The 20,390-nt window shown below is 56.9% G+C and carries 19 protein-coding genes and 2 riboswitches; of the genes, 13 read left to right on the top strand and 6 right to left on the bottom strand.

From position 1 onward, the window contains the following. Positions 1 to 101 precede the first annotated feature (101 nt). Positions 102 to 968: a DMT family transporter gene (locus ACFSR7_RS09565; protein WP_378160889.1), complete on the top strand. Its 867-nt coding sequence runs from the start codon at positions 102 to 104 to the stop codon at positions 966 to 968. A 44-nt stretch (positions 969 to 1,012) separates the two neighbouring features. Continuing rightward, the gene (locus ACFSR7_RS09570) at positions 1,013 to 1,672 is read left to right on the top strand and encodes a suppressor of fused domain protein (protein ID WP_378160891.1); all 660 of its coding nucleotides are present in this window, start codon (positions 1,013 to 1,015) and stop codon (positions 1,670 to 1,672) included. Positions 1,673 to 1,983: 311 nt separating this feature from the next. Here the strand turns inward: ACFSR7_RS09570 and ACFSR7_RS09575 are convergent, their stop codons facing one another. The 3 genes from ACFSR7_RS09575 to ACFSR7_RS09585 form a co-directional block, all read right to left on the bottom strand. Continuing rightward, positions 1,984 to 3,201, bottom strand: a complete 1,218-nt coding sequence (locus ACFSR7_RS09575) for a sensor histidine kinase (RefSeq protein WP_378160893.1) — start codon at positions 3,199 to 3,201, stop codon at positions 1,984 to 1,986. 121 nt (positions 3,202 to 3,322) lie between these two features. Next, the gene (locus ACFSR7_RS09580) at positions 3,323 to 4,003 is read right to left on the bottom strand and encodes a response regulator transcription factor (RefSeq protein WP_378160895.1); all 681 of its coding nucleotides are present in this window, start codon (positions 4,001 to 4,003) and stop codon (positions 3,323 to 3,325) included. 105 nt (positions 4,004 to 4,108) lie between these two features. Beyond that, on the bottom strand, positions 4,109 to 5,197 hold the full coding sequence (locus tag ACFSR7_RS09585) for an alpha/beta fold hydrolase (protein ID WP_378160897.1): 1,089 nt from the start codon (positions 5,195 to 5,197) through the stop codon (positions 4,109 to 4,111). A gap of 252 nt (positions 5,198 to 5,449) precedes the next feature. Here ACFSR7_RS09585 and ACFSR7_RS09590 point away from each other — a divergent pair, with 252 nt between their 5' ends. The 5 genes from ACFSR7_RS09590 (at position 5,450) to ACFSR7_RS09610 (ending at position 8,033) form a co-directional block, all read left to right on the top strand. Beyond that, on the top strand, positions 5,450 to 5,830 hold the full coding sequence (locus tag ACFSR7_RS09590) for a DUF2500 domain-containing protein (protein ID WP_378160899.1): 381 nt from the start codon (positions 5,450 to 5,452) through the stop codon (positions 5,828 to 5,830). A 316-nt stretch (positions 5,831 to 6,146) separates the two neighbouring features. After that, positions 6,147 to 6,770 carry a DUF6199 family natural product biosynthesis protein gene (locus ACFSR7_RS09595; protein WP_378160901.1) on the top strand — a complete coding sequence of 208 codons (624 nt, stop codon included), beginning with the start codon at positions 6,147 to 6,149 and terminating at the stop codon, positions 6,768 to 6,770. A gap of 6 nt (positions 6,771 to 6,776) precedes the next feature. Beyond that, positions 6,777 to 7,178 carry a hypothetical protein gene (locus ACFSR7_RS09600; RefSeq protein WP_378160903.1) on the top strand — a complete coding sequence of 134 codons (402 nt, stop codon included), beginning with the start codon at positions 6,777 to 6,779 and terminating at the stop codon, positions 7,176 to 7,178. Between the two features lie 191 nt (positions 7,179 to 7,369). Next, on the top strand, positions 7,370 to 7,552 hold the full coding sequence (locus tag ACFSR7_RS09605; protein WP_378160905.1) for an RCC1-like domain-containing protein: 183 nt from the start codon (positions 7,370 to 7,372) through the stop codon (positions 7,550 to 7,552). Between the two features lie 25 nt (positions 7,553 to 7,577). Then, positions 7,578 to 8,033: a DinB family protein gene (locus ACFSR7_RS09610; protein ID WP_378160907.1), complete on the top strand. Its 456-nt coding sequence runs from the start codon at positions 7,578 to 7,580 to the stop codon at positions 8,031 to 8,033. 120 nt (positions 8,034 to 8,153) lie between these two features. Here the strand turns inward: ACFSR7_RS09610 and ACFSR7_RS09615 are convergent, their stop codons facing one another. The 3 genes from ACFSR7_RS09615 to ACFSR7_RS09625 form a co-directional block, all read right to left on the bottom strand. Then, positions 8,154 to 8,558 carry a VOC family protein gene (locus ACFSR7_RS09615; protein WP_378160908.1) on the bottom strand — a complete coding sequence of 135 codons (405 nt, stop codon included), beginning with the start codon at positions 8,556 to 8,558 and terminating at the stop codon, positions 8,154 to 8,156. A 115-nt stretch (positions 8,559 to 8,673) separates the two neighbouring features. Then, a complete protein-coding gene (locus ACFSR7_RS09620; protein WP_378160910.1) occupies positions 8,674 to 9,612 on the bottom strand; it encodes an NADP-dependent oxidoreductase in 939 nt (312 codons plus the stop codon). A gap of 42 nt (positions 9,613 to 9,654) precedes the next feature. Further along, positions 9,655 to 10,122, bottom strand: coding sequence for a MarR family winged helix-turn-helix transcriptional regulator (locus ACFSR7_RS09625; RefSeq protein WP_378160912.1), 468 nt, complete (start codon positions 10,120 to 10,122; stop codon positions 9,655 to 9,657). A gap of 172 nt (positions 10,123 to 10,294) precedes the next feature. Between ACFSR7_RS09625 and ACFSR7_RS09630 the strand changes: the two genes are divergently transcribed. The 6 genes from ACFSR7_RS09630 (at position 10,295) to atzF (ending at position 19,723) form a co-directional block, all read left to right on the top strand. Next, on the top strand, positions 10,295 to 10,633 hold the full coding sequence (locus ACFSR7_RS09630; protein ID WP_378160914.1) for a VOC family protein: 339 nt from the start codon (positions 10,295 to 10,297) through the stop codon (positions 10,631 to 10,633). A 277-nt stretch (positions 10,634 to 10,910) separates the two neighbouring features. Continuing rightward, positions 10,911 to 11,016: riboswitch (guanidine-I (ykkC/yxkD leader) on the top strand. Positions 11,017 to 11,081: 65 nt separating this feature from the next. Continuing rightward, positions 11,082 to 12,425 (top strand): APC family permease, encoded by a 1,344-nt coding sequence (locus ACFSR7_RS09635; RefSeq protein ID WP_378160916.1) that lies wholly within the window; start codon positions 11,082 to 11,084, stop codon positions 12,423 to 12,425. A gap of 116 nt (positions 12,426 to 12,541) precedes the next feature. Beyond that, positions 12,542 to 12,679: riboswitch (guanidine-I (ykkC/yxkD leader) on the top strand. An 85-nt stretch (positions 12,680 to 12,764) separates the two neighbouring features. Continuing rightward, complete coding sequence (locus ACFSR7_RS09640) at positions 12,765 to 13,469, top strand: urea amidolyase associated protein UAAP1 (RefSeq protein WP_378160918.1); 705 nt, start codon at positions 12,765 to 12,767, stop codon at positions 13,467 to 13,469. A 24-nt stretch (positions 13,470 to 13,493) separates the two neighbouring features. Further along, entirely contained in the window at positions 13,494 to 14,144 is a 651-nt protein-coding gene (locus ACFSR7_RS09645; RefSeq protein ID WP_378160920.1) for an urea amidolyase associated protein UAAP2, read from the top strand. A gap of 48 nt (positions 14,145 to 14,192) precedes the next feature. Then, positions 14,193 to 17,834: an urea carboxylase gene (gene uca / locus ACFSR7_RS09650; RefSeq protein ID WP_378160922.1), complete on the top strand. Its 3,642-nt coding sequence runs from the start codon at positions 14,193 to 14,195 to the stop codon at positions 17,832 to 17,834. After that, complete coding sequence (gene atzF, locus ACFSR7_RS09655; RefSeq protein WP_378160924.1) at positions 17,831 to 19,723, top strand: allophanate hydrolase; 1,893 nt, start codon at positions 17,831 to 17,833, stop codon at positions 19,721 to 19,723. Before uca ends, atzF begins: the two co-directional genes overlap by 4 nt. Positions 19,724 to 20,390: the final 667 nt, after the last annotated feature.

The following is a 20,390-nucleotide window of genomic DNA, read 5'->3' on the forward strand; positions in this document are numbered from 1 at the left end:
TAATCTGTATCCTTACAGATGTGATTTTTACGGATATACACGTATATCTGTCACTATTATAATGCAGATTATCGCACAAAAGTAAACGCGGGGTGGACAGATTGAACCAAACAACGAGCGGATGGATCAACGGGTTTTTAGGCGTGCTTGTCTTCAGCGGATCACTGCCGGCAACGCGTCTGGCCGTCATGGATTTCGATCCGTTGTTTCTAACCGTATGTCGCGCTGCCATTGCGGGAGTATTGGCGGCGGCATTGCTCATTTTCTTCAGGCAGCAACGTCCTGTTCGAAACGAAGTTTTCCCGCTTGCGCTAGTGGCGCTTTGTGTCGTTGTGGGATTTCCGCTGCTGACCGGCTTGGCGCTTCAATATGTCACGACTGCGCATGCGATTATCTATGTTGGCTTACTGCCGCTATCGACAGCCATTTTTGGAGTGCTTCGTGGCGGTGAACGCCCCAAACCGGTTTTTTGGGTATTATCGGCGCTAGGGAGCTGTCTTGTAGCGGGATTTGCATTAGCGAATGGAGCCGCATCTTCACCGCTCGGGGACGGACTCATGCTGGCGTCGATTATCGCGTGCGGATACGGTTATGCCGAAGGCGCGCGTCTCTCGCGGAGACTGGGCGGGTGGCAAGTCATCTCGTGGGCGCTTCTCATTTCGCTGCCGCTCATGTTGGTTATTGCGTTGTGTACGATGCCTCTATCTTGGGGGAACATTCAAGCTTCTTCTTACCTGAGCCTCGGATATGTCTCGCTGTTCAGTATGCTGATCGGCTTCGTATTCTGGTATCGCGGTCTTGCGCAAGGCGGAATAGCGGCGGTCGGACAGCTGCAGCTCCTCCAGCCTTTCTTCGGCCTCTTGCTCTCGGCGCTCGTTCTGCATGAATCCGTCGGCTGGCCGGTCTTTGTCGTGAACCTCGGCGTTGTTCTGTGCGTGGCGTTTGCGAAACGATTTGCTTCTAAATAGAATGGAGGTAACTGGATTCTCAGCACAATCGTGAGGTGAACAGCATGAATTTAGAGGAATATAAAGCGCGGGCTTCAGCGCAGGACGATTGGGCCCCGGGATGGGACGCCATCGATGACGTATTCGAAAAGCTCTATCCCGGTCAGAAGCCGGCACATTATGGGACAGAGATCCATAAGCGCGCCTTGTTCGGCGGAGACGCGTATCTCGACGGATACAGCATTTATCAATCCCCGAATGGCTACAAGCATATCCTGACGTATGGGATGACCGAGCTTTACGTGGAAGAGCAATCTTTTGGCGGCGAGTGGAGCCGTTGGGGCTATGAGATGACGTTCAAGTTAAAGGAAGAATCGGTGGAGCAATGTCTGTGGGCCATCGATATGCTCTCTAATCTGGCCAGGTATACGTACACCCGTGAAGCTATATTCGAACCCTTTCAATATATTTCGGGAAATGGGAGTTCCATTCACGTGGGCGTTGAATCTGCAATCACCGCCTTAATCGTCGTCAGCGATACGGAAGCGGAAGGGACCGATACGGTCCACGGCAAAGTCGACTTCATTCAACTGGTTGGCATCACGCAGCGAGAATTAGAAATAATGAAAGCGGACAGTACTCAAATTCAGCGTTTAGTTGAGAACATGAAGCAGGATAATCCGTTTATGGCGACGGATATGAATCGGACGAGGTCTTATTTATAAAACAAGCAAATTCGGGTCCCCAAAGCCTGCATTTATACATGTATTTTCTGCCGACGCGTGACACGTAATGAAATACCTGCAGATGTGCAGGTAAATGCAAAGCGCAAGCCGGAAATGGGGCAGATGAAGGAAAATAACTGCACTTTTGCAGTATCCTGCTTAAAAGGGCCGACATCGGCGGAAAAAGATGTATATTTGCAGGCATTGCGGCGAAAGCGTAACTCGGGCGAATCGGGCGGCGATATTTCAGCCCTTCCTTCGGGCGACGGATCATCGATGCCGATAGGCGGCTATGACGGTGGCCAATGCGTTCACCCGAGCGGCAGCTTCACCGTGAAGGCGGAGCCTCCACCGGCTCCCTCATCCGCCAGAATGTCCCCTTTATGCATATCCACGATCTGCTTGACGATGGACAGTCCTAGTCCGCTGCCGCCGATGGAGCGTTCGCGGGCTTTGTCCGCTTTGTGGAACGGCTTGAAAATATCCGTCCGCTGATCCTCCGGTATCCCTATGCCGTTATCAATGATGCAGACGACCGCCGACTGGCTGTCGGTATAGGCGCGAATTCGGATAATGCCGCGGACTGGCGTAAATTTAATGCCGTTGTCCAGCAGGTTCGTCCATACTTGGCCGAGACGATCTTTGTCCGCGCGGATCGTCATCGGTTCTAAGTCTAGCTCGACGGCGATTTCTTTACCCGACCATTGGGGTTCAAGGGCGATGACGACGTTACGGAGCTGTTCGTCAAGCCGGAAAGCCACAGATTGACCGGGATGTTGGTCGTACTGCAAGGAAGACAGGCGCAGCAGGTTCTGGCTGAGCCGTGACAATCTGTTGGCTTCCGCTTCGATAATCGTCAGATATCGAATCCGGCTTTCCTCGCTCATCCGTTGCTCCTTTAATGCCTTGGCGAAGCCGGAGATGGACGTCAACGGCGACTGAATCTCATGCGATACGTTCGCCACGAATTCCCGTCTCATGCGATCCAGCTTGGATAGTTCCTGCGCCATCTCGACGAAGCTCTCATTAAGCTGTCCGATCTCATCCTTGCGTTTCGTTAAAAACCGCACGTCGAAATGGCCGTTCGCCATTCGTTTGGCTGCATCCCTTAAGCCGAGCAGCGGTCGTACGATCGATCGGGCGGCGACCAAAACGAGGCAGGCTCCGACCAGGAAGACGGCCAACAGCTCCGTGTTGACTTCTTTGTTCGCCTGGAGCCACAGATCGTTACCCTTCAGCATGACAAACAAGGCATAGGACTTGCCGTCAACCGTTAAGGGGAGCCCAACGATTGGATCTCTTCCTTTATGCGCGATGTCCCTCGCCACGCCGCCGGCCAATACGAGTTGAATTCGTTCGGCGCCTGGAACGACTGCCTCCGATGTGACTGCCAGCAGCGGCGTGCCGGAGGCGTCGAACAGTTGAATGGCGTAGATCGATATGCCGGCAACGTCGTTCATAAAAGGAATGAGTTCCGTTCCGGCGGATGAGCGGTAGGTCTGAATGATTTGCTTGCCGTTGGATATCAAGCTGTTCTCCAGCCTTCGCGTGAAGGGCTTCTGAAATAAGAGAGCAGAAGTGATGGAGCCGATGAGGAGGCTAACGGCGATGACGCCGATGAACAGAAGGACAATGCGCGTATAAAGAGACTTAATCCCGATGCACCTCCAGGCGGTAGCCGAGATTGCGCAGCGTAACAATGCGAAAATCGGACTCGTGATCGGCGAATCGATCCCGAAGCCGCTTGATATGAACGTCTACGGTCCGCTCGTCTCCTTCGAAGTCCATTCCCCATATCTCCCCAATCAGAAAGTCGCGGGTGAACACCTGTCCGGGATAACTTCCGAGCTTGTAGAGCAGTTCGAATTCTTTCATCGGCAAGGTGATCTCCTGACCGTCCTTGTATACCACCTGGTAGCTTTTGCGGTCCAGCAGCAGGTTGCCGAGCCGGACCGTCTGGGAGCAGGCGATCCGGTAACGTCTCAACAGCGCCTTGACGCGGAGCACAAGCTCCGTCGGGTTGAACGGTTTTACAAGATAGTCGTCGGTGCCCAGCTTGAAGCCCTTTATGCGGTCTTCAGGCTCGCCTTTTGCGGTGAGCATGAGCAGCGGCATGTCCCCGAGCTCGCGGAGTTTTTCGCACAAGTCCCAACCGTCCATCCCCGGCATCATAATATCCATTACGATCAGATCCGGCGCATGGTTCTCGGCGTATTCCAGCGCTTCTGCGCCGTTAGCCCTCTGTACGACCGCGATCCCTTCATTTTCGAGATAGAGGCGTACCAGTTCGCGAATGTTCGCATCATCGTCCACAACCAGTACTTTGGGCATCCGCCGTCCACCTCCGTTTACGCATATAGCGTCCGCTACGATGCTATGATTATACAGCAAGCGAGGTCAAAGAGCGGCGACATGTGCACCATTGGCTCGCTTGAATTATTTGTTGCCGACGTCCGTCTTCGCCGTCTTCCCGACGACCTCCTTGATCGCATCAATGACTGCGTCCGGGCGCTCTAATTGCATGACATGGCTGGAGTCCTCTAGAATCCGGTGCGTACTGTTGGAGGACCATCCGGCCTCCTCTTCCTGCATGCTTGCCCATGCGGATTCCGCACGATTGAATTGCTCTTGCGTGAGGCCGCTCGCTTTCTGCTGGTCTTCGCTGAATGCGCGCCATGGCTTGCCTCTGGACAGCACGGCAAGCGGCCTGTTGCCGAGCGTGCGAATGGTACCAGCTTCGTGCAGCGAATCTTCGAATGCCGCCGCCTCGGCGAATGCGGCCGCGAGCGATGTGGGTTGATAGGCCGTAATGGCTTGGGCCGTCCGAAGAGGGAGCTCCGGGACATCGGCGTCGGGAAGCACGAGCCGGGGCAACCCTGTCCAGGCAACCGCCGCAAGGGCGCGGAAAAAGAAAGGAATCGGATTGCTTTCCGGCTGTCCGGCAGCCTGAGCGAGCCGCTCGGTCTGTTCCGGGTGCGAAGCGTCTGCAAAGACCAAGCCCGCGACCTCGTCGCCGTAGTACTTGGTGTATGTCATCACATACGGACCGCCCATAGACGCGCCGACCATCACGTAAGGCGGCCGTTCATGGGCGGCGCTCAGCGCCTTGTGAAGATCCTCGGCAATGGCGACGCTATTGCGCTTCCCTCTGGCCGAATCGCTCCACATGATGCCGGCCCGGTCATAGGAGCATACCCGCGTGAACCGGGCAACTTGCTCCTGTACGGGTTGCCAGAGCGCAGACCCGCTTGTATCGGCGCCCGCCTCGAGCACGACGAGCGGCGTTCCGTTGCCTGCGCAATTCAGATGGATCTTGCGGCCGCCAATATCCACGAGCTTGCCGGGCGGCGGAAAGTCCTTGGCAGACTTGCTTCGGGCCGCTTGTTCATAGAAGGCGCCGAGCGAGACCGTCGCGACTACAAAAATAAGGATAGCGACGGCCGTGCGCTTCATCCATTTTTTCCAGGATCGACGCCTCTTTTGCCCGCCTGCATGAATGTCTTGTTTTGCCATGAGCCGATTCATAAATTTCTCTCCCTTCATCACCTGGGGACAATATAAAAATGTTATTTGAATTGAAAATGAACGGAGCGTTAAAAGACAAGCCGAGCACAGTATTTAATCTGTGCCCTGTTCAATTTGGATAATTTTTGTTATACAGGAAAGGAGGCACAAGCCGGGCGCGAACGGCCAAAAAGGAGATCCTGCGAATGTTCGAGCCTCACCAGAAGGTTCTGGAGCGAATTCTACGGGCGGACAATGCGAGGAGGAGTTAATGTGAATGGTAACCCTGCTAATGAAGGCTTCGTAAGTTTTATAAAAGAAGTGCCTCTAACGTTCAAACTATTCGGAGGCTTTATTTTCATCATTCTAGTTGGCATATTCTTATATGTAATTATTCGTGGTGTCGGGACATGGACGAAAAACAATGCTTCGGAGCTAATTACATCCCCCGTGAAAGTAGTGGATAAAAGAACAGAGGTATGGGGAGGTTCCGGTGACTCCAGTTCAAGCACCAATTACTATGTGACTTTTGAATTGGCAGACCATGCTCGTATTGAATTGCAGGTTAGAGGCGATAGGTATGGTCTTATTGTAGTGGGAGACCATGGACAACTCACCTATCAAGGCACACGTTTTAAAGAATTCCATAGATAGGGAATGCTAATATATAAAGCCGGGTTATTCGATCCACGATCAGGCAAGGAGTTAAAGGAGTTTCCTTATGAAGTCGCTAAATGAGCTTGTGTTTGTAGAAACAAATCCTTGAAGAGGGATATCGTCGAAAAACGCAAAACGGTTGAATCAGAAAGAGTTTTAATTGTTTGCAACTCCCTCTCTCTATAGAACGTAAGGGATAAGGCAGAAAGGATGAGCGCATATTTCTACCCGAGCGGCTTTATTCCAAAAAATCAAAACGCCAAGTTCTATTTTTTTCGTCTCCGTTTTTCTGGTGTCCGTTTTAATTGGCGTCTTGTCGAAGCCCTATTTCACGGATCGCGTCTTCTACCTGTACGAGGATACGTACAAATTCGCCGTTGCGCAAGACCGTCTCGTTACCTATCATAGCAGCACGGCCGCTCCCGTCCAAGTACGCACCGTCGACGAGCTGCACCGTACAGTGACTATCGGCGGGCAGTCGTATGCGATTGCGGACAAAAGTGTCCCTTACTCCACCAAGTTCCGCGTGACCTATCCGAACGGCCATGTCTACAGCGTCGAGGATCATAACGGCTTGCTCTTAAGTTACGATGACAAAGGCAATATGGTCATAGCTGCTCAGATGTACGTCAACGGCGAGAGGATCAAGCGGGATGGGGAAGAAGATTTCCTGCCGGTTGCGCTCGTAAGCGCGGCTTATCCCGATTACCATGTCAAACGAGGCTTGCCAGGTTTTCTGTTTCTAGCTCTCGGCCTGTTGATCTTTGGCTGGTGCAGCTTCCGGTACCAAGCCCTCCAGGATTTCATGTTCCGTCTATCTCCGCAGCGGCTCATGTACGAGAACCCCGAGCCGAGCGACTTCTATTATTTTATGAGCAAGGTCGGCGGCATTGTCGTGATGATCGGTTCGATATTCGTCGCTTTCAAAGCTTACTAACGAGTTATGATTAATTCTGCTGAAGAATTTGTTAGGCTAAGAAGCAGCGAAAAGAAGGATGAATACTTAAAAGCGGCATGGGATGAGGCGCCTGTCGAGGTTTGGTTAGAAGTAATTAATAGGTACCCTGACATGCGCAAATGGGTGGCACATAATAAATCAATTCCTGTTGTAATCATGGAAATTCTCGCTGTCGATGTAGATGAACGGGTTCGATTTACGGTTGCAACAAAAAATCGATTACCTGAAGACGTGCAATTAATACTAGCAAGGGACACTAGTGAATCTGTCAGACAACGGATTGTCTACAATAAAAAAGCGACACTTAAAGTTCTAAGCATCTTACTAAACGATGACAATGAAGAAATTCGATCACTGGCAAAGAACAGAATGGATGGAGGACGGTAAAGAGCTTATCGTATGCAGATTGGAAACAGAAGTCGAAGCAAAAAATGAATTTGATTGGGAACAGTTTTATTTTGTAATTGAAGCTAAGGTATTTATTCTAGAGTTCTATCAGTGGGGTTAGTTTTGACCAAAACTGCAAACTTTCAATTAAAGAGCAGCATAGAAATAGAAACGTTGATCACAACTCATCTATGGGAGCTACGTTTATCGTGAAACAGAGCCCTAAAATAACCATAGCCACCGGCCAACGCCATACCGTTGCTCTTCAGTCGGACGGAACGCTGGTCGCTGCAGGCGATAACAAGTGCGGCCAATGCAAGGTTGGCGATTGGCGCGATATTGCAGCGGTCGCGACCGGTAATGTCGACCACTAGAATATTGCGAAAAGGGGAAGCCGAAATGAAGACGATCAAGCGCATGATGGACCACCTGTACTGGGCGGACGGACGCATCTTGGAAGCGCTAGAGGAGAGCGGGACGAAGAACAGGGACCTTTTGAAGCTGGCTCGACACGTCGCGGTCGCAGAGCAAGTCTGGCTGTCACGGCTGCAGGGCAAGGGCAGCGCGCAATATTCGTTGTGGGAGGAAACGGAAGATCTGGCGGCAATCCGAACGATGTTCGAAGAAAACGCCGAGCAATATCGCGTCTATATCGAAGGCCTCGAGGAAGACAAGTTAGACGAGATGGTCGACTATGCCAACCAGAGCGGGGTTCCTTTCCAAACGTCCGTCCGGGACATCCTGTCGCAGGTCCTCTTGCATGGGCAATATCACCGGGGACAGATCAACCGGGCACTTCGAAGCGAATCGGCAGAGCCTGTCCAGGTCGATTACATTACGTTTGCGAGGCTATAGCGCCCAAGAATACGTTGCCGCTCGACCCGGCGTGAACCGCATACCGAAGCTTTTAACAGATAGCAGGTTAAAAGGAAGAGACCATTGCTCAACGCAATGGTCTCTCTCACCGTCAGCACTTCAACGCCTGTTGCTAAAACGTTTGATTGCTTCTTCCGTGACAGGCGCGAAGAGATTCACCAGATTGCCGTCGGGATCGCGAAACAGCGTGGCTCGGTTTCCCCAGGGCATCGTTGTAGGCTCCTTTACCCACTCGTCAACGAGCGGCTTCAAACGCTCGTATTCGGCATCGACATCGTCGACGCGAAGCTCGATAATGACAGAGCGATTCTCAGCCGCCACTGCGGAACCGACGCCGAACAATGGCACCGTCTGGGAATGGCCGATCGCCAGCGTGCACGATGGCATCACCAGTTCGGCGAAGACAGGTGCGGGGCGTTCTGCCGTAACGCCCGTGATTGTCTCATAGAACGCAACGAGACGATCCACGTCGTCGGTAATGATGCGCACAGAAGCAAAGTTCAACGGACAACATCCTTCCTTCATATACATCGCCTTTATCTTTTCATGCTTTACAACCTACTCCGATCATACATAGACACTACTGACAACAGTATGTCATCAGCTTAGCGTCAATCCATTAGATGGAGTCGGCCTGCAGGAGGATTCTTCCCCGACCGCGTCTGGCTTCGCTTTTCTCCAGCGCTTCTTGCGCCTTGCTTAACGGGAATATGGAATCTATTTCTGCTTTAATGGTACCCTCGGCTATTAATTCCGTTAGGCTTTGCAAATCCTGGCGAGTAGGTAATTGGGTATTGAATTTAGCTGTAACGCCATGCTTCTGAGCGTTCTCCTGTGAGGGGGCTTGCGTCAACGAGACGAAGATGCCGCCTTTTTTCAGAACGGGCCAGGACCTGGTCTCCGTCTCGCCGCCAACCGTATCGACGACCAGATCTACTTCACTAGCGACGTCTTCAAAATTCGTCGTCGTATAGTCGATGATTTGATCCGCGCCCAACGACTTAACAAAGTCCAGGTTGGCGGTTGAAGCCGTGGCGATTACGGCTGCACCCTTCCATTTGGCCAGCTGAACGGCAAACTGTCCGACGCCGCCCGCAGCCGCGTGAATGAGAACGGTTTGACCGGCTTGGAGCTCGCCTTCGGTGAACAACGCCTTCCAGGCGGCTTCGGCGCCTGCCTTAATCGTTGCCGCATCTTCGAAGGTGAGGTTCTCAGGCAACTGGACCAGCTCTTGGACCTTAGCGACGCCATATTCCGCATAAGCGCCTCCAATCATACCGAAAACGCGATCGCCGGGCTTGAACGCCGTTACGCCTGGTCCTGCCTCTTCGATAACGCCCGAAGCGTAAAATCCGGGGATGTAAGGCATCGTTACCGGGAAAACATTTTGAAGCCAACCGTTGCGAATTTTAAAGTCGAGCGGAATGACTGCAGCATATACGATGCGAACAAGCGCTTCGTCTGCCTCCGGTTGGGGACGATCGACCGTGACTACTTTTAAGACATCCGGACCGCCGTATTCATGAACCTGAATCGCTTGCATGGTTTTATTCGACATTTGAAATCTCCTCCGATATTTTTCGTTTTGATTGCTTTCGTTTTAATTTTCCAGAACCGCGGTGATTTTTTTGGCTAAGGCTGCGAACTGCGCTTTTTCTTCATCGTTTAAATTTTCGATCGTGATCTCTTCCATCTTGCTCCAGGCTTGATTGACTCTGGATTCAATTTCGCGCCCTGCCTCGGTGAGCGATACGAGCGTTACTCGTTTATCTTCTTCAGAGCGGCTGCAGGTGACGAGCCCCGCATCGTCCAAGCGCCGTACGGACTTTGCAATGGTCGAATGATCCAGGCGCAGCGATCTCGAGAGACTATTCTGAGATTGGCTGTCCCGCTGCCACAGCTGCATCAGTACGAGTTCCTGCCCCGGATACAAGCCTGCTTCCCGAAGCAGTTGCCCCGCAACGCGATGGTGGGAACGAGCCAGGCTGAAAATCGAGAAGCTTACGGGAAAACGGGTGACCGCGCTGATTTCATTTTCAACCGCTTCATGGTTGTCGCTGTATTTCAATTCCGTCATCACTCCTTATTGTGTGGTCGTCAACATATTTCATATCCCAAAGATAGCATCTAAATATGTGGCCGTCAACATAAATTGAAGCGGCTTCTATCTTAAGCTGTTCATTCAAATACAATCTGCTAAAATATGGTCGTAAGCACCTTGGGATTGGGGGAGTGCGAACTTGAGACTAAACCATCTAAACCTGACTGTCAGCGACGTTAAAGCGACGACCGAATTCCTGGTTCATTACTTTGACCTGCAGATCGGGACCACTCGCGGCAGCGGCTTCGCCGTGCTGTTCGACGACAGCGGATTCGTGCTTACTTTGATGAAAGGCAAGCAGGTCGCTTATCCGGACACGTTTCATATCGGCTTCATTCAAGCGAGCGAGGAGCGGGTGAACGAGATCAATCGGAGGCTCAGGGACGATGGATTTGAAGTGGATTCCCCGCAGCGCTCCCACGCGTGGACGTTCTACGTCAAAGCGCCTGGGGGATTCCTGGTCGAGGTTCTTCATTAATCGCCGATTTTAATCGTTAATCTGCAAAGCCCTTTCCAAAAAAAAGAGACCCGTAAATAAGCTTCACGCATTGCGGACCACTTCTTTTTTTGGTCATGAGGGCTTTTTTTGTGTTGAAAATCAGGAAAAAAGCTTACTTGCGTTAGGTATGAAGACATAAAAGCGGCCTCATTTCAAAAAGACGCTTGAAAACCTCAGATTATATGTTATATTAACTAACATAACTGGTTGAGGTGCATTCAAGCCTGTTAGCTTATCTGCTTCATCCAACTACATACGCATTGTTTTCTAGGGTTCCGCGGCTGCTTGTATCGCCGGTCCGGTCCGAGAGAAGACGCACGGCTCAGCGGCCGTGTCCACGGAGGGATAAAAGCCCGGGAGGATATGTTACATATCTTCCTGCGGCTTTTTATTTTTGTTTTTTGAGACAGGGAAGGGGAGCAAAGGGATGAAACAAGAGGTTACGCTTCGCCAATCGCTTACGCTGGTTCAGGTCGTCGCGCTGGGCTTGGCCTGGATGACGCCGATGATTTACTTCTCCGTTTTCGGCATCGCGTACGACGCGTCAAAAGGGATGATCACTGAGGCTTACTCGTTGTCGGTCGTGGCCATTTTTTTCACGGCATACAGCTACAGCGTCATGGCGAAGGTTTTCCCGGGCTCCGGCTCGTCGTACACGTATGTGAAAAAATCAATGCATCCGATTCCGGGATTTACGGTGGGCTGGGCGATTCTGCTGGACTATCTGTTCTCGCCGATCATCGCCTGCCTCACGTTCGGCATCTACCTGCACGCCCAGTTCCCGGCCGTTCCGGCCTTTGTCTGGATCATCCTGCTCAACATCGTGCTGGCCGTCGTCAACATCGCGGGCATCCAGTTTTCCGCAAGCCTCAGCAAGCTGTTCGTCCTGTTCCAGATTATCTTCATCGCGCTGTTCTGCGCGTACTTGATCAAGGGCTTCCATGGCTTCGAGGGTGTCGCCCAGCCCTTCGCGAACCTTGATGTAGGTTTGCCGACGATTCTCGCGGGGGCCTCGATCATCTGCTTTTCCTTCCTTGGCTTCGATACGGTGTCGACGTTGGCGGAGGAGACGATTCAACCCAAGAAAACGATCCCCAAGGCGATTATGCTCATCATTCTGATCGCAAGCGTGCTTTACGTGGTCACTTCTTACCTCATTCAAATCTCGTATCCGCACCTGACGTTCGTCAACCTGGATTCGGCCGGCTTCGAGCTGATGAAGATGGCGGGCGGTGCGACGCTCGGCGCGATTTTTACCACCGTCCTGATCTTCGCGATCTTCACGCAAGGGCTGACGTCGGTGACGAGCGTCTCCCGGCTGCTGTACGTGCTCGGGCGCGATTCTATCCTTCCCAAAGGTTTTTTCGGCAAGATTCATCCGAAGTACCGGACGCCGGTGAACAATATCGTGCTGGTCAGCATCGTCTCGCTGCTGGCGCTGGTGATCAGCCTCGATATGGCCGTGAAATTCGTCAGCTTCGGCGCGTTGACCTCGTTTGCCTTTGTCAACCTATCTGTCATCGCAGAGTGCTATATCAAACGCAGGCAGCGGTCTTTGAAGCAGACGTTCCAGTACTTGATCTTCCCGCTGGCCGGCGCCTCGTTCATCGTGTGGCTAATCACGCTGCTCGACGCGAATGCGCTGACGCTCGGCTGCATCTGGCTCGCGGCCGGCCTGGCGTATTATCTGTTCCGCACCAGAAAGTCGCGCTCGTTCAGCGCTTCGGCGAACCTGTTCGATGGCGCGCCTGCCGCGATCAAAAGCGAATAAATATTAATTTGTGTTATATATATTGACATCGGATGATTGTCGGACTTATACTAACCGCATGTTAGAAAACATGACAATAGAATCCGGGTTCTTGCAAGCAGCACACCGTCAAGAACGAAAATGCAGTCTAGGGTTCCGTTGATGCTTCTCGCATCAGGCCTGGTCCAAGAGACGGCGTAGGGAAGCGCGGCAACGCAGATCGAACGGATCGGCGCCGCGAACCTAAGACACGGAAGGATAAAAGCCTGGGAGATGACGCTCCCGGGCTTTTTGTCGTTCGGACGACGCATCGCTAACCATCGAATCCATCGAATCCATCGGGAAAGAGAGTTGAACAGGATGTTAAACACCGTTATCGGCGCAGGTGGGAAATGGTCGGGCCGCATCGGGCGCGGCAAGCTGCTTCGCTTCACGGCACTCGAGGCGGGGGCGAATGTATCGCTGATGCTGTTCCACGCGCACGATCTGACCGAGCGCTACAACATGCCGGATACGTTAAAGGCCCAGTATACGGCGCATCTCACGACCGGCCACACGCTGATGAGCGACAACGGCCGGGTGCTCGCCGGCATCGTGCACGACGAGCTCGGCTGGCATGATCCGATCGGCGGCTATACGACGAGGTCGCTCACCGACGACCGATACGGCCGCACGACTTACCAGGACCTTCGCAACGACTGGCTGCGCAGCGGCCAGGAAAACTTCGCGGTCGAGTTGACGCGCCACGGACTGGGCATGCGGGACTTGATGCCGGTCGTCAACCTGTTTTCCAAAGTGTACTGCGACGAGAACGGCGCGATGCACTACGTACAGGAGCACTGCCAGGCGGGATCGTCGGTAACGCTTCGCACGGAGATGGATGTCATCCTGGCGCTGTCGAATACGCCGAACCCGCTTGATCGGCGCGAATCGTACCCCGCCGTCCCCGTCAGGCTTGAAGTGACGCAAGCGGAGCCGGTTCGCGGGGACGACGTCTGCGTCAACCATCGCGACGAGAACCGCCGCGCTTACGAAAACACATGGGCCTATTATTCGCTTATCTAATCGAGCCAACGGGAGGGAAAAAAGATGGGCGCATTTCACCGAGTCGAGAGTCCGCGCAAGCCCGAGCAGGCCGTCTATGATGACATCATTCTGGCCGGAGGCGGATGGATGTACGATCTGGAGCCCGGACAGGTGCTGCGGATCGTCGATCTGGAGGGCAACCAGGCCGCGGACACGCTGTTCTACGATGCGGACCGTCCGGAGGATCATTATGCGGCGGCGGCGACGATCGCGCGGCAGGGCAATATTTATCTGACGGCCGGATCGGTGCTGGTGGCGGAGTCCGGGAAGGAACTGCTCACGATCGTCGCCGACACCTGCGGCAGGCACGATACGTTAGGGGGCTCCTGCTCCGCGCAGAGCAATACGGTCCGCTATGCGCACGAGAAGGAACACATGCATAATTGCCGCGATACTTTTATGCTCCAGCTTGCCAAGCGAGGCGGAGAATATGGCAAGCGGGATCTGGCGCCGAACATCAACTTTTTCATGAACGTGCCCGTCACGCCGCAAGGCGGACTGAAGTTCGACGACGGCGTCTCGTCGCCGGGGGCTTACGTAGAGCTGCAGTCCCACGGCCGGACGACGGTGCTGATCAGCAACTGCCCGCAGCTGAACAATCCGTGCAATGCCTACAATCCGACGCCGATCCGCGTCCTGATCTGGAACGAATAGCGACAAGCGATCATCACGAGCCTTGAGGGGAAAAAGGAGAGGAACGCCATGTTCACCAAAGTACTGATCGCCAACCGGGGCGCGATCGCCGTCCGAATCGAGCGTACGCTGCGCAAGCTGGGAATCGCGTCCGTCGCCGTCTATACGACGGCCGATCAAGACAGCCTGCACGTCGATCTCGCCGACGAAGCGGTGCTGATCGGGGACGGTCCGGCCAAGGAAAGCTACCTGAACGCGGAGCTCATCCTTCGCATCGCGAAGGAGCGCGGCGTGGACGCGATCCATCCGGGCTACGGCTTTCTGAGCGAAAATGCGGACTTCGCCCGGGCCTGCCAGGAGAGCGGCATCGTGTTCATCGGGCCTTCCCCGGCGCAGATGGAAGCGTTCGGGCTGAAGCACTCGGCCCGAGAGCTTGCGACGAAGGCGAAGGTGCCGCTCCTGCCGGGCACGCCGCTCATCACGGAGCCGGACGAAGCGATCGTGCAAGCCGCTGCGATCGGCTATCCGGTCATTCTGAAAAGCACCGCCGGCGGCGGCGGCATCGGCATGCGCGTCTGCGCGGACGAAGAAGCGCTGCGCGACGCGTTCAACAGTGTGCGGCGCCTGGCGGAGACGAACTTCAAGAACGGCGGCGTGTTCCTGGAAAAGTATATCGCCAAGGCGCGCCATGTTGAGGTTCAGATCTTCGGCAACCGATTCGGCGAAGTCGTCGCGCTCGGCGAGCGCGATTGCTCGGTGCAGCGCCGCAACCAGAAGGTCGTCGAGGAGAGCCCTGCGCCCAGCTTCCCGGCAGACGTCAGAGCGGAGATGCTCGCCTGCGCGCGCCGGCTGGCAGCGGAAGCCGGCTACCGTAGCGCCGGCACGGTCGAATTCCTGTACGATCCGGCCAGCCGCGGCTTCTACTTCCTCGAAGTCAATACGCGGCTTCAGGTCGAACACGGCGTTACCGAAGAAGTGCTGGGCATCGATCTCGTCGAGTGGATGATCCGCGAGGCGGCCGACGAGCTCCGCGATCTGGAGACGCTGTTCGCGGAGCCGACGGGACACAGCATTCAAGCGCGGGTCTATGCCGAAGACTGCCTGCAGCAATTTCGACCGAGCGCGGGACAGCTGGATCAAGTGCGCCTGTCCGAACATGCGCGCAATGAGACGTGGGTGCGCGACGGCATCACGGTCACGACGCTGTACGATCCGATGCTCGCCAAGGTCATCGTGCACGGGACGGACCGCGCGGACGCGATCGCGAAGCTGAAGCGGGCGCTGTCGGAGACGCGCTTTTACGGCATCACGACGAACCTGCAGTACGTTGAGGCGCTGCTGGACGAACCGGCGTTCACGGACGGCGACGTGTATACGCAACTGCTCGGCGACTTTGCCCCGAGCGAGGCGGCGATCGAGGTGCTGGACGGCGGCGTGCAGACGACCGTACAGGATTGGCCGGGCCGCGTGGGCTACTGGGATGTCGGCGTACCGCCTTGCGGACCTATGGATCCGCTCGCCTTCCGCACTGGCAACGCGCTCCTCGGCAATTCCGAGGACGCAAGCGGCCTGGAGCTGACGCTGCGCGGCGGCGCTTATAAGTTCCGCGAAGCGATGTGGCTGTGCGTCACCGGCGCGGACATGAAACCGGCGCTGGACGACGCGCCGATCCCGATGTACGAGCTGGTGCGGGCGGAGCGCGGGCAGGTGTTGTCCTTCGGCGAGGCGAGCGAGGGCTTGCGCGCCTACCTGCTCGTCGCCGGCGGCTTCGACATGCCGCTGACGCTGGGCAGCGCGTCGACCTTCACGCTCGGCGGCTTCGGCGGACACGGCGGCCGCGCGCTGCGGGCCGGCGACGTGCTGAACGTGCGCCGGGAAGGCAAGGCGCGGGAGCCGCAAGGCAAGCTGCCCGAAGCGTACCGCCCGGCGATCGCGCGGGAATGGACGATCGGCGTCATCCCCGGCCCGCACTGCACGGAAGAGTTCCTGCAGCCGGAATACTTGGGGCAGCTCGCGGACACGCGCTTCGAGGTCCACTTCAACAGCTCCCGCACGGGCGTCCGTCTCGTCGGACCGGCGCCGCTCTGGGCGCGCGAGGACGGGGGAGAGGCGGGGCTGCATCCGTCCAACATTCACGACAACGCCTATGCGATCGGGACGCTCGACTTGACCGGCGACATGCCGATTCTGCTCGGCCCGGACGGACCGAGCCTCGGCGGCTTCGTCTGCCCGGTGACGACCGCTTCGGCGGAGTTCTGGAAGCTCGGCCAGCTGCATGCCGGCGACGAGGTTCGCTTTCGGCTCGTCACGCTGGAGCAGGCGGAGGAGATGCGGCGCGTTCAGGAAGCGCAGCTGCAGGCGATCGCGGAAGGCGTTCGAGAGGAACTGCCGGTCTTGACGCTGCCGGAGGATGCCGCGGCGTTCACTCCCGAATATCCGATCCTGCACAGCGCGTCCGAAGGCCGCAACTTCAATATCACAATTCGCTGCAGCGGGGACGAGAACCTGCTGGTCGAATACGGCTCGCTCGACCTCGATCTGCTGCTGCGCTTCCAGGTGCATGCGCTGATCGAAGCGATCCGGGCGGAGGACGACTTGCCTGTGCTCGATCTGACGCCGGGCGTCCGCTCCGTGCAGGTGCGCATCGATCCGAAGCGCACGACGGTTAGCCGAGTCGCCCGGCAGCTGCTCGAGCTGGATGCCGGGCTGCCGCCGCTCGCTTCGATCCAGGTGCCGTCCCGCATCGTTCGTCTGCCGCTGTCCTGGGACGATCCTGCGACGCAGCTCGCGATCGATCGCTACCAGCAGAACGTGCGTCCCGACGCGCCTTGGTGCCCGAGCAACCTGGCGTTCATCCGCAGGGTGAACGGGCTGGGCAGCATCGACGACGTGCAGCGCATCGTGTTCGACGCCAGCTATCTCGTTCTCGGTCTCGGCGACGTATACCTGGGCGCGCCGCTCGCCACGCCGCTCGATCCGCGGCACAGGCTGGTGACGACCAAGTACAATCCGGCCCGCACCTGGACGCCGGAAAACGCCGTCGGCATCGGCGGCGCCTACATGTGCGTATACGGCATGGAAGGGCCGGGCGGCTACCAGTTCGTCGGCCGCACGATCCAGATGTGGAACAAGCTGCGTACAACGGCCAGCTTCGTATCCGGCAAGCCGTGGCTGCTCCGGTTTTTCGACCAGATCCAGTTCTACCCGGTCAGCGCCGAGGAGCTGCTCGTCCTGCGGGAGGACTTCCTCCGCGGCCGCTTCGAGGCGGACATTACGGAGACGACGTTCGATCTTGGCGAGTATTTGAAGTTTCTTTCTTCTATAGAAGAGAGCGCCGGGCAGTTCCGCGCGCAGCAGCAGCAGGCGTTCCGCGAAGAACGCGAGGACTGGAAGGCGCGGGGGCTGTCCGAATACGTGTCGGAGCAGGAGCCGAGCAAGGCCGCAAGCGACGACGAGCTGCCGGAGGCGGTGGACGCGGTCCGCTGCTCGATGCCGGGCAGCATGTGGAAGGTGCAGGTCGCGCCGGGAGAGCGGGTGCGCAAGGGCGACGCGCTGTTCATCGTCGAATCGATGAAGATGGAGTTTTCCCAGAACGCGCCGTATGACGGCATCATTCATTCGGTTCACGTGAAGCCGGGGGATACGGTGCATGCGGGGCAACTGGTCGTGGGCATCGCCAAGTCGGAGGAGAAGGAGCTGGCGGCCGTATGAGCGAGACTGCATTCGAATTTGCGGAGCAGCTGACGGTGGAATGGTTAAAAACGGAGTACGCGTGCGGCCGGCTTACGCCGCGCGACGTGGCGGCCGAGATCGTCCGGCGCGCCGAAGCGGACCGGGACATGAACATCTGGATCAGTCCGCCGACGCTGGCTGCGATCGAGCCCTACCTTGCGCGGCTCGGCGAGCTGGATCCGAAGCAGGCGCCGTTATGGGGCATTCCGTTCGCCGTCAAGGACAACATCGACGTGGCGAACGTGCCGACGACGGCCGGCTGCGCGGACTACGCGTATGTGCCGTCCGCGCATGCGACGGTCGTGCGGCGGCTGATCGAGTCGGGCGCGATTCCGGTCGGCAAGACGAACCTCGACCAGTTCGCCACCGGGCTGGTCGGCATGCGCAGCCCTTACGGCGAGGCGCACAACGCGCTGCGTCCGGAGCTGATCAGCGGCGGCTCGAGCTCCGGCTCGGCGGTCGCGGTGGCCCGGGGCCAGGCGGCTTTTGCGCTGGGCACCGATACGGCCGGTTCGGGCCGCGTGCCCGCGGCGCTCAACGGGCTCATCGGCTGGAAGCCAAGCGTCGGCGCCTGGCCGGTCGCGGGGATGGTGCCGGCCTGCGAGAGCCTGGACTGCATCACGGTTTTCGCGCACCAGCTGGCAGACGCCGACCTGGTCGATCGGACCGCTCGCGGCCTGGCGCCGGACGATCCTTGGTCGAAGGACATGCCGCGCCGGCCGGGCTCGGCGCAAAGTCTTCCCGCCAAGGTCTATCTTCCGAGCGAGCCGCCGGCGTTTTACGGTCCGTTCGCAGAAGGCTATCGTCTCGCCTGGGAGCGCGCGAAGGCGCAGCTCGAGCGGCTCGGCATCGCCGTGGCATACGTGAATATGGCGTTGTTCGAAGAAGCCGCGGCGCTTCTGTACGAAGGGCCGTGGGTTGCCGAACGGTGGGCCGCGCTCGGCGAATTCGTCGAGACGCATCCGGGCAGCACGTTCCCCGTAACGGAGCGGATCCTGCGGACGGGCGCCGATCCGGCGCACCATGCCGCCGGCTTGTTCAAGGCGCAGCATCGGCTGCAGAGCTTGAAGCGGCAGGCGCAGCAGCTGCTTGAGGGCGGCGCGCTCGTCATGCCGACGGCAGGCGGGACCTGGACGCGCGAGGAGGCGAAGCAGGATCCGATCGCGACAAACCGCGCGATGGGCCTTTACACGAACCACTGCAATCTGCTCGATCTGTGCGCCGTAGCCGTTCCGGCCGGGCTCGCAGGCGAGAAGCTGCCGTTCGGCATTACGCTGTTCGCCCTGTCCGGACAGGAGGATCTGCTCGTCGGGCTTGCGGAACGCTATGGCCACGCGCAAGGGCAGTCGAAGCCGGAATCCAAACCGGAAATGAAAACGGAAACGAAAACGCCGACGGAGCCGAATCCCAAGGCGAATCCCGAGCCAAAGGCCGAGCCAAAGGCCGAGCCAAAGGCCGAGTCGAATCCCGAGCCCGCGACGCTCGTCGCCGTCTGCGGCCTGCACATGCGAGGCTTCCCGCTGGAAGCGCAGATGAAGGCGCACGGCGCGACGTTTATCCGCGAGTCGCATACGGCCGCCAAGTACAAGCTGGTGCGGCTGCAGACGCAGCCGGCCAAGCCGGGTCTGCTGAAGCAAACCGCTGGCGGAGCCTCCATCGCGCTTGAGCTGTGGGCGATGCCGCTCGCCCGCTTCGGGTCCTTCGCCGCGGCCATACCGGCGCCGCTCGGAATCGGCAAGGTGGAGTTGGCCGACGGAACGGAGGTCCCCGGCTTCATCTGCGAGGGCTTGGCGGAGCGGGAGGCCGAAGATATTACGGCATTTGGCGGCTGGCGGGCGGCGATGGCGACACCCGTGACGGTCGAGTAGCTTCGACGCACCGACAGCAACGCACCGACAGCAACGCACCGACAGCAACGCACCGACAGCAACGCACCGACAGCAACGCACCGACAGCAACGCACCGACAGCAACGCACCGACAGCAACGCACCGACAGCAACGCACCGACAGCGACGCACCGACAGCGACGCACCGACAGCAACGCACCGACACAACGTACCGACACAACGTACCGACAGCAACGTCAATTGCAGCCACAGAAAAACCTCCATAGGAGAGCGGCCGCTTATCCGGCGCTCTTTCCGAAAGAGGTTTTTGGCATTTATTCGTATGGAACGGCATTCTGGCCGTTCGGGCGGGAGCGATAGTTGTCAAAAGGCAGTTATTTCCGCGCGGCACTCGCAAGGTGAGCAAATTAGTTGCTAAAAGGATGTTAATACGCTGAATTATGGGCAGAAACGCCCTTCTCAAAGGAATTAACTGCCTTCTGACACTTATTTACGCTGGCAAGGATTAATGAGGGGAAATAGCTGCTTTTTGACAACTAATCGATTGGCGTCGGCAGATTCAGTACGTGCGGCGTTGCCGGTTCCGCGTCGGCGGCAAATTCACCGTATCTGTGGCGTTGCAGTTTCCGCTTCGGCGGCAGAATCGGGACTTCTTTTTATATAGAAGAAACGATATTGAATCCGAGG

The organism is Cohnella sp. GCM10020058 (assembly GCF_042683485.1).
Classification (GTDB): domain Bacteria; phylum Bacillota; class Bacilli; order Paenibacillales; family Paenibacillaceae; genus Cohnella.

Excerpts from the sequence above, each read along its gene's own strand:
- ACFSR7_RS09620 (WP_378160910.1), bottom strand. The coding sequence starts at position 9,612 with ATGTCGAATAAAACCATGCAAGCGATTCAGGTTCATGAATACGGCGGT.
- ACFSR7_RS09645 (WP_378160920.1), top strand. The coding sequence starts at position 13,494 with ATGGGCGCATTTCACCGAGTCGAGAGTCCGCGCAAGCCCGAGCAGGCC.
- atzF (WP_378160924.1), top strand. The coding sequence starts at position 17,831 with ATGAGCGAGACTGCATTCGAATTTGCGGAGCAGCTGACGGTGGAATGG.
- ACFSR7_RS09580 (WP_378160895.1), bottom strand. The coding sequence starts at position 4,003 with ATGCCCAAAGTACTGGTTGTGGACGATGATGCGAACATTCGCGAACTG.
- ACFSR7_RS09635 (WP_378160916.1), top strand. The coding sequence starts at position 11,082 with ATGAAACAAGAGGTTACGCTTCGCCAATCGCTTACGCTGGTTCAGGTC.
- uca (WP_378160922.1), top strand. The coding sequence starts at position 14,193 with ATGTTCACCAAAGTACTGATCGCCAACCGGGGCGCGATCGCCGTCCGA.
- ACFSR7_RS09600 (WP_378160903.1), top strand. The coding sequence starts at position 6,777 with ATGATTAATTCTGCTGAAGAATTTGTTAGGCTAAGAAGCAGCGAAAAG.
- ACFSR7_RS09605 (WP_378160905.1), top strand. The coding sequence starts at position 7,370 with ATGGGAGCTACGTTTATCGTGAAACAGAGCCCTAAAATAACCATAGCC.
- ACFSR7_RS09570 (WP_378160891.1), top strand. The coding sequence starts at position 1,013 with ATGAATTTAGAGGAATATAAAGCGCGGGCTTCAGCGCAGGACGATTGG.
- ACFSR7_RS09610 (WP_378160907.1), top strand. The coding sequence starts at position 7,578 with ATGAAGACGATCAAGCGCATGATGGACCACCTGTACTGGGCGGACGGA.
- ACFSR7_RS09640 (WP_378160918.1), top strand. The coding sequence starts at position 12,765 with ATGTTAAACACCGTTATCGGCGCAGGTGGGAAATGGTCGGGCCGCATC.
- ACFSR7_RS09585 (WP_378160897.1), bottom strand. The coding sequence starts at position 5,197 with ATGAATCGGCTCATGGCAAAACAAGACATTCATGCAGGCGGGCAAAAG.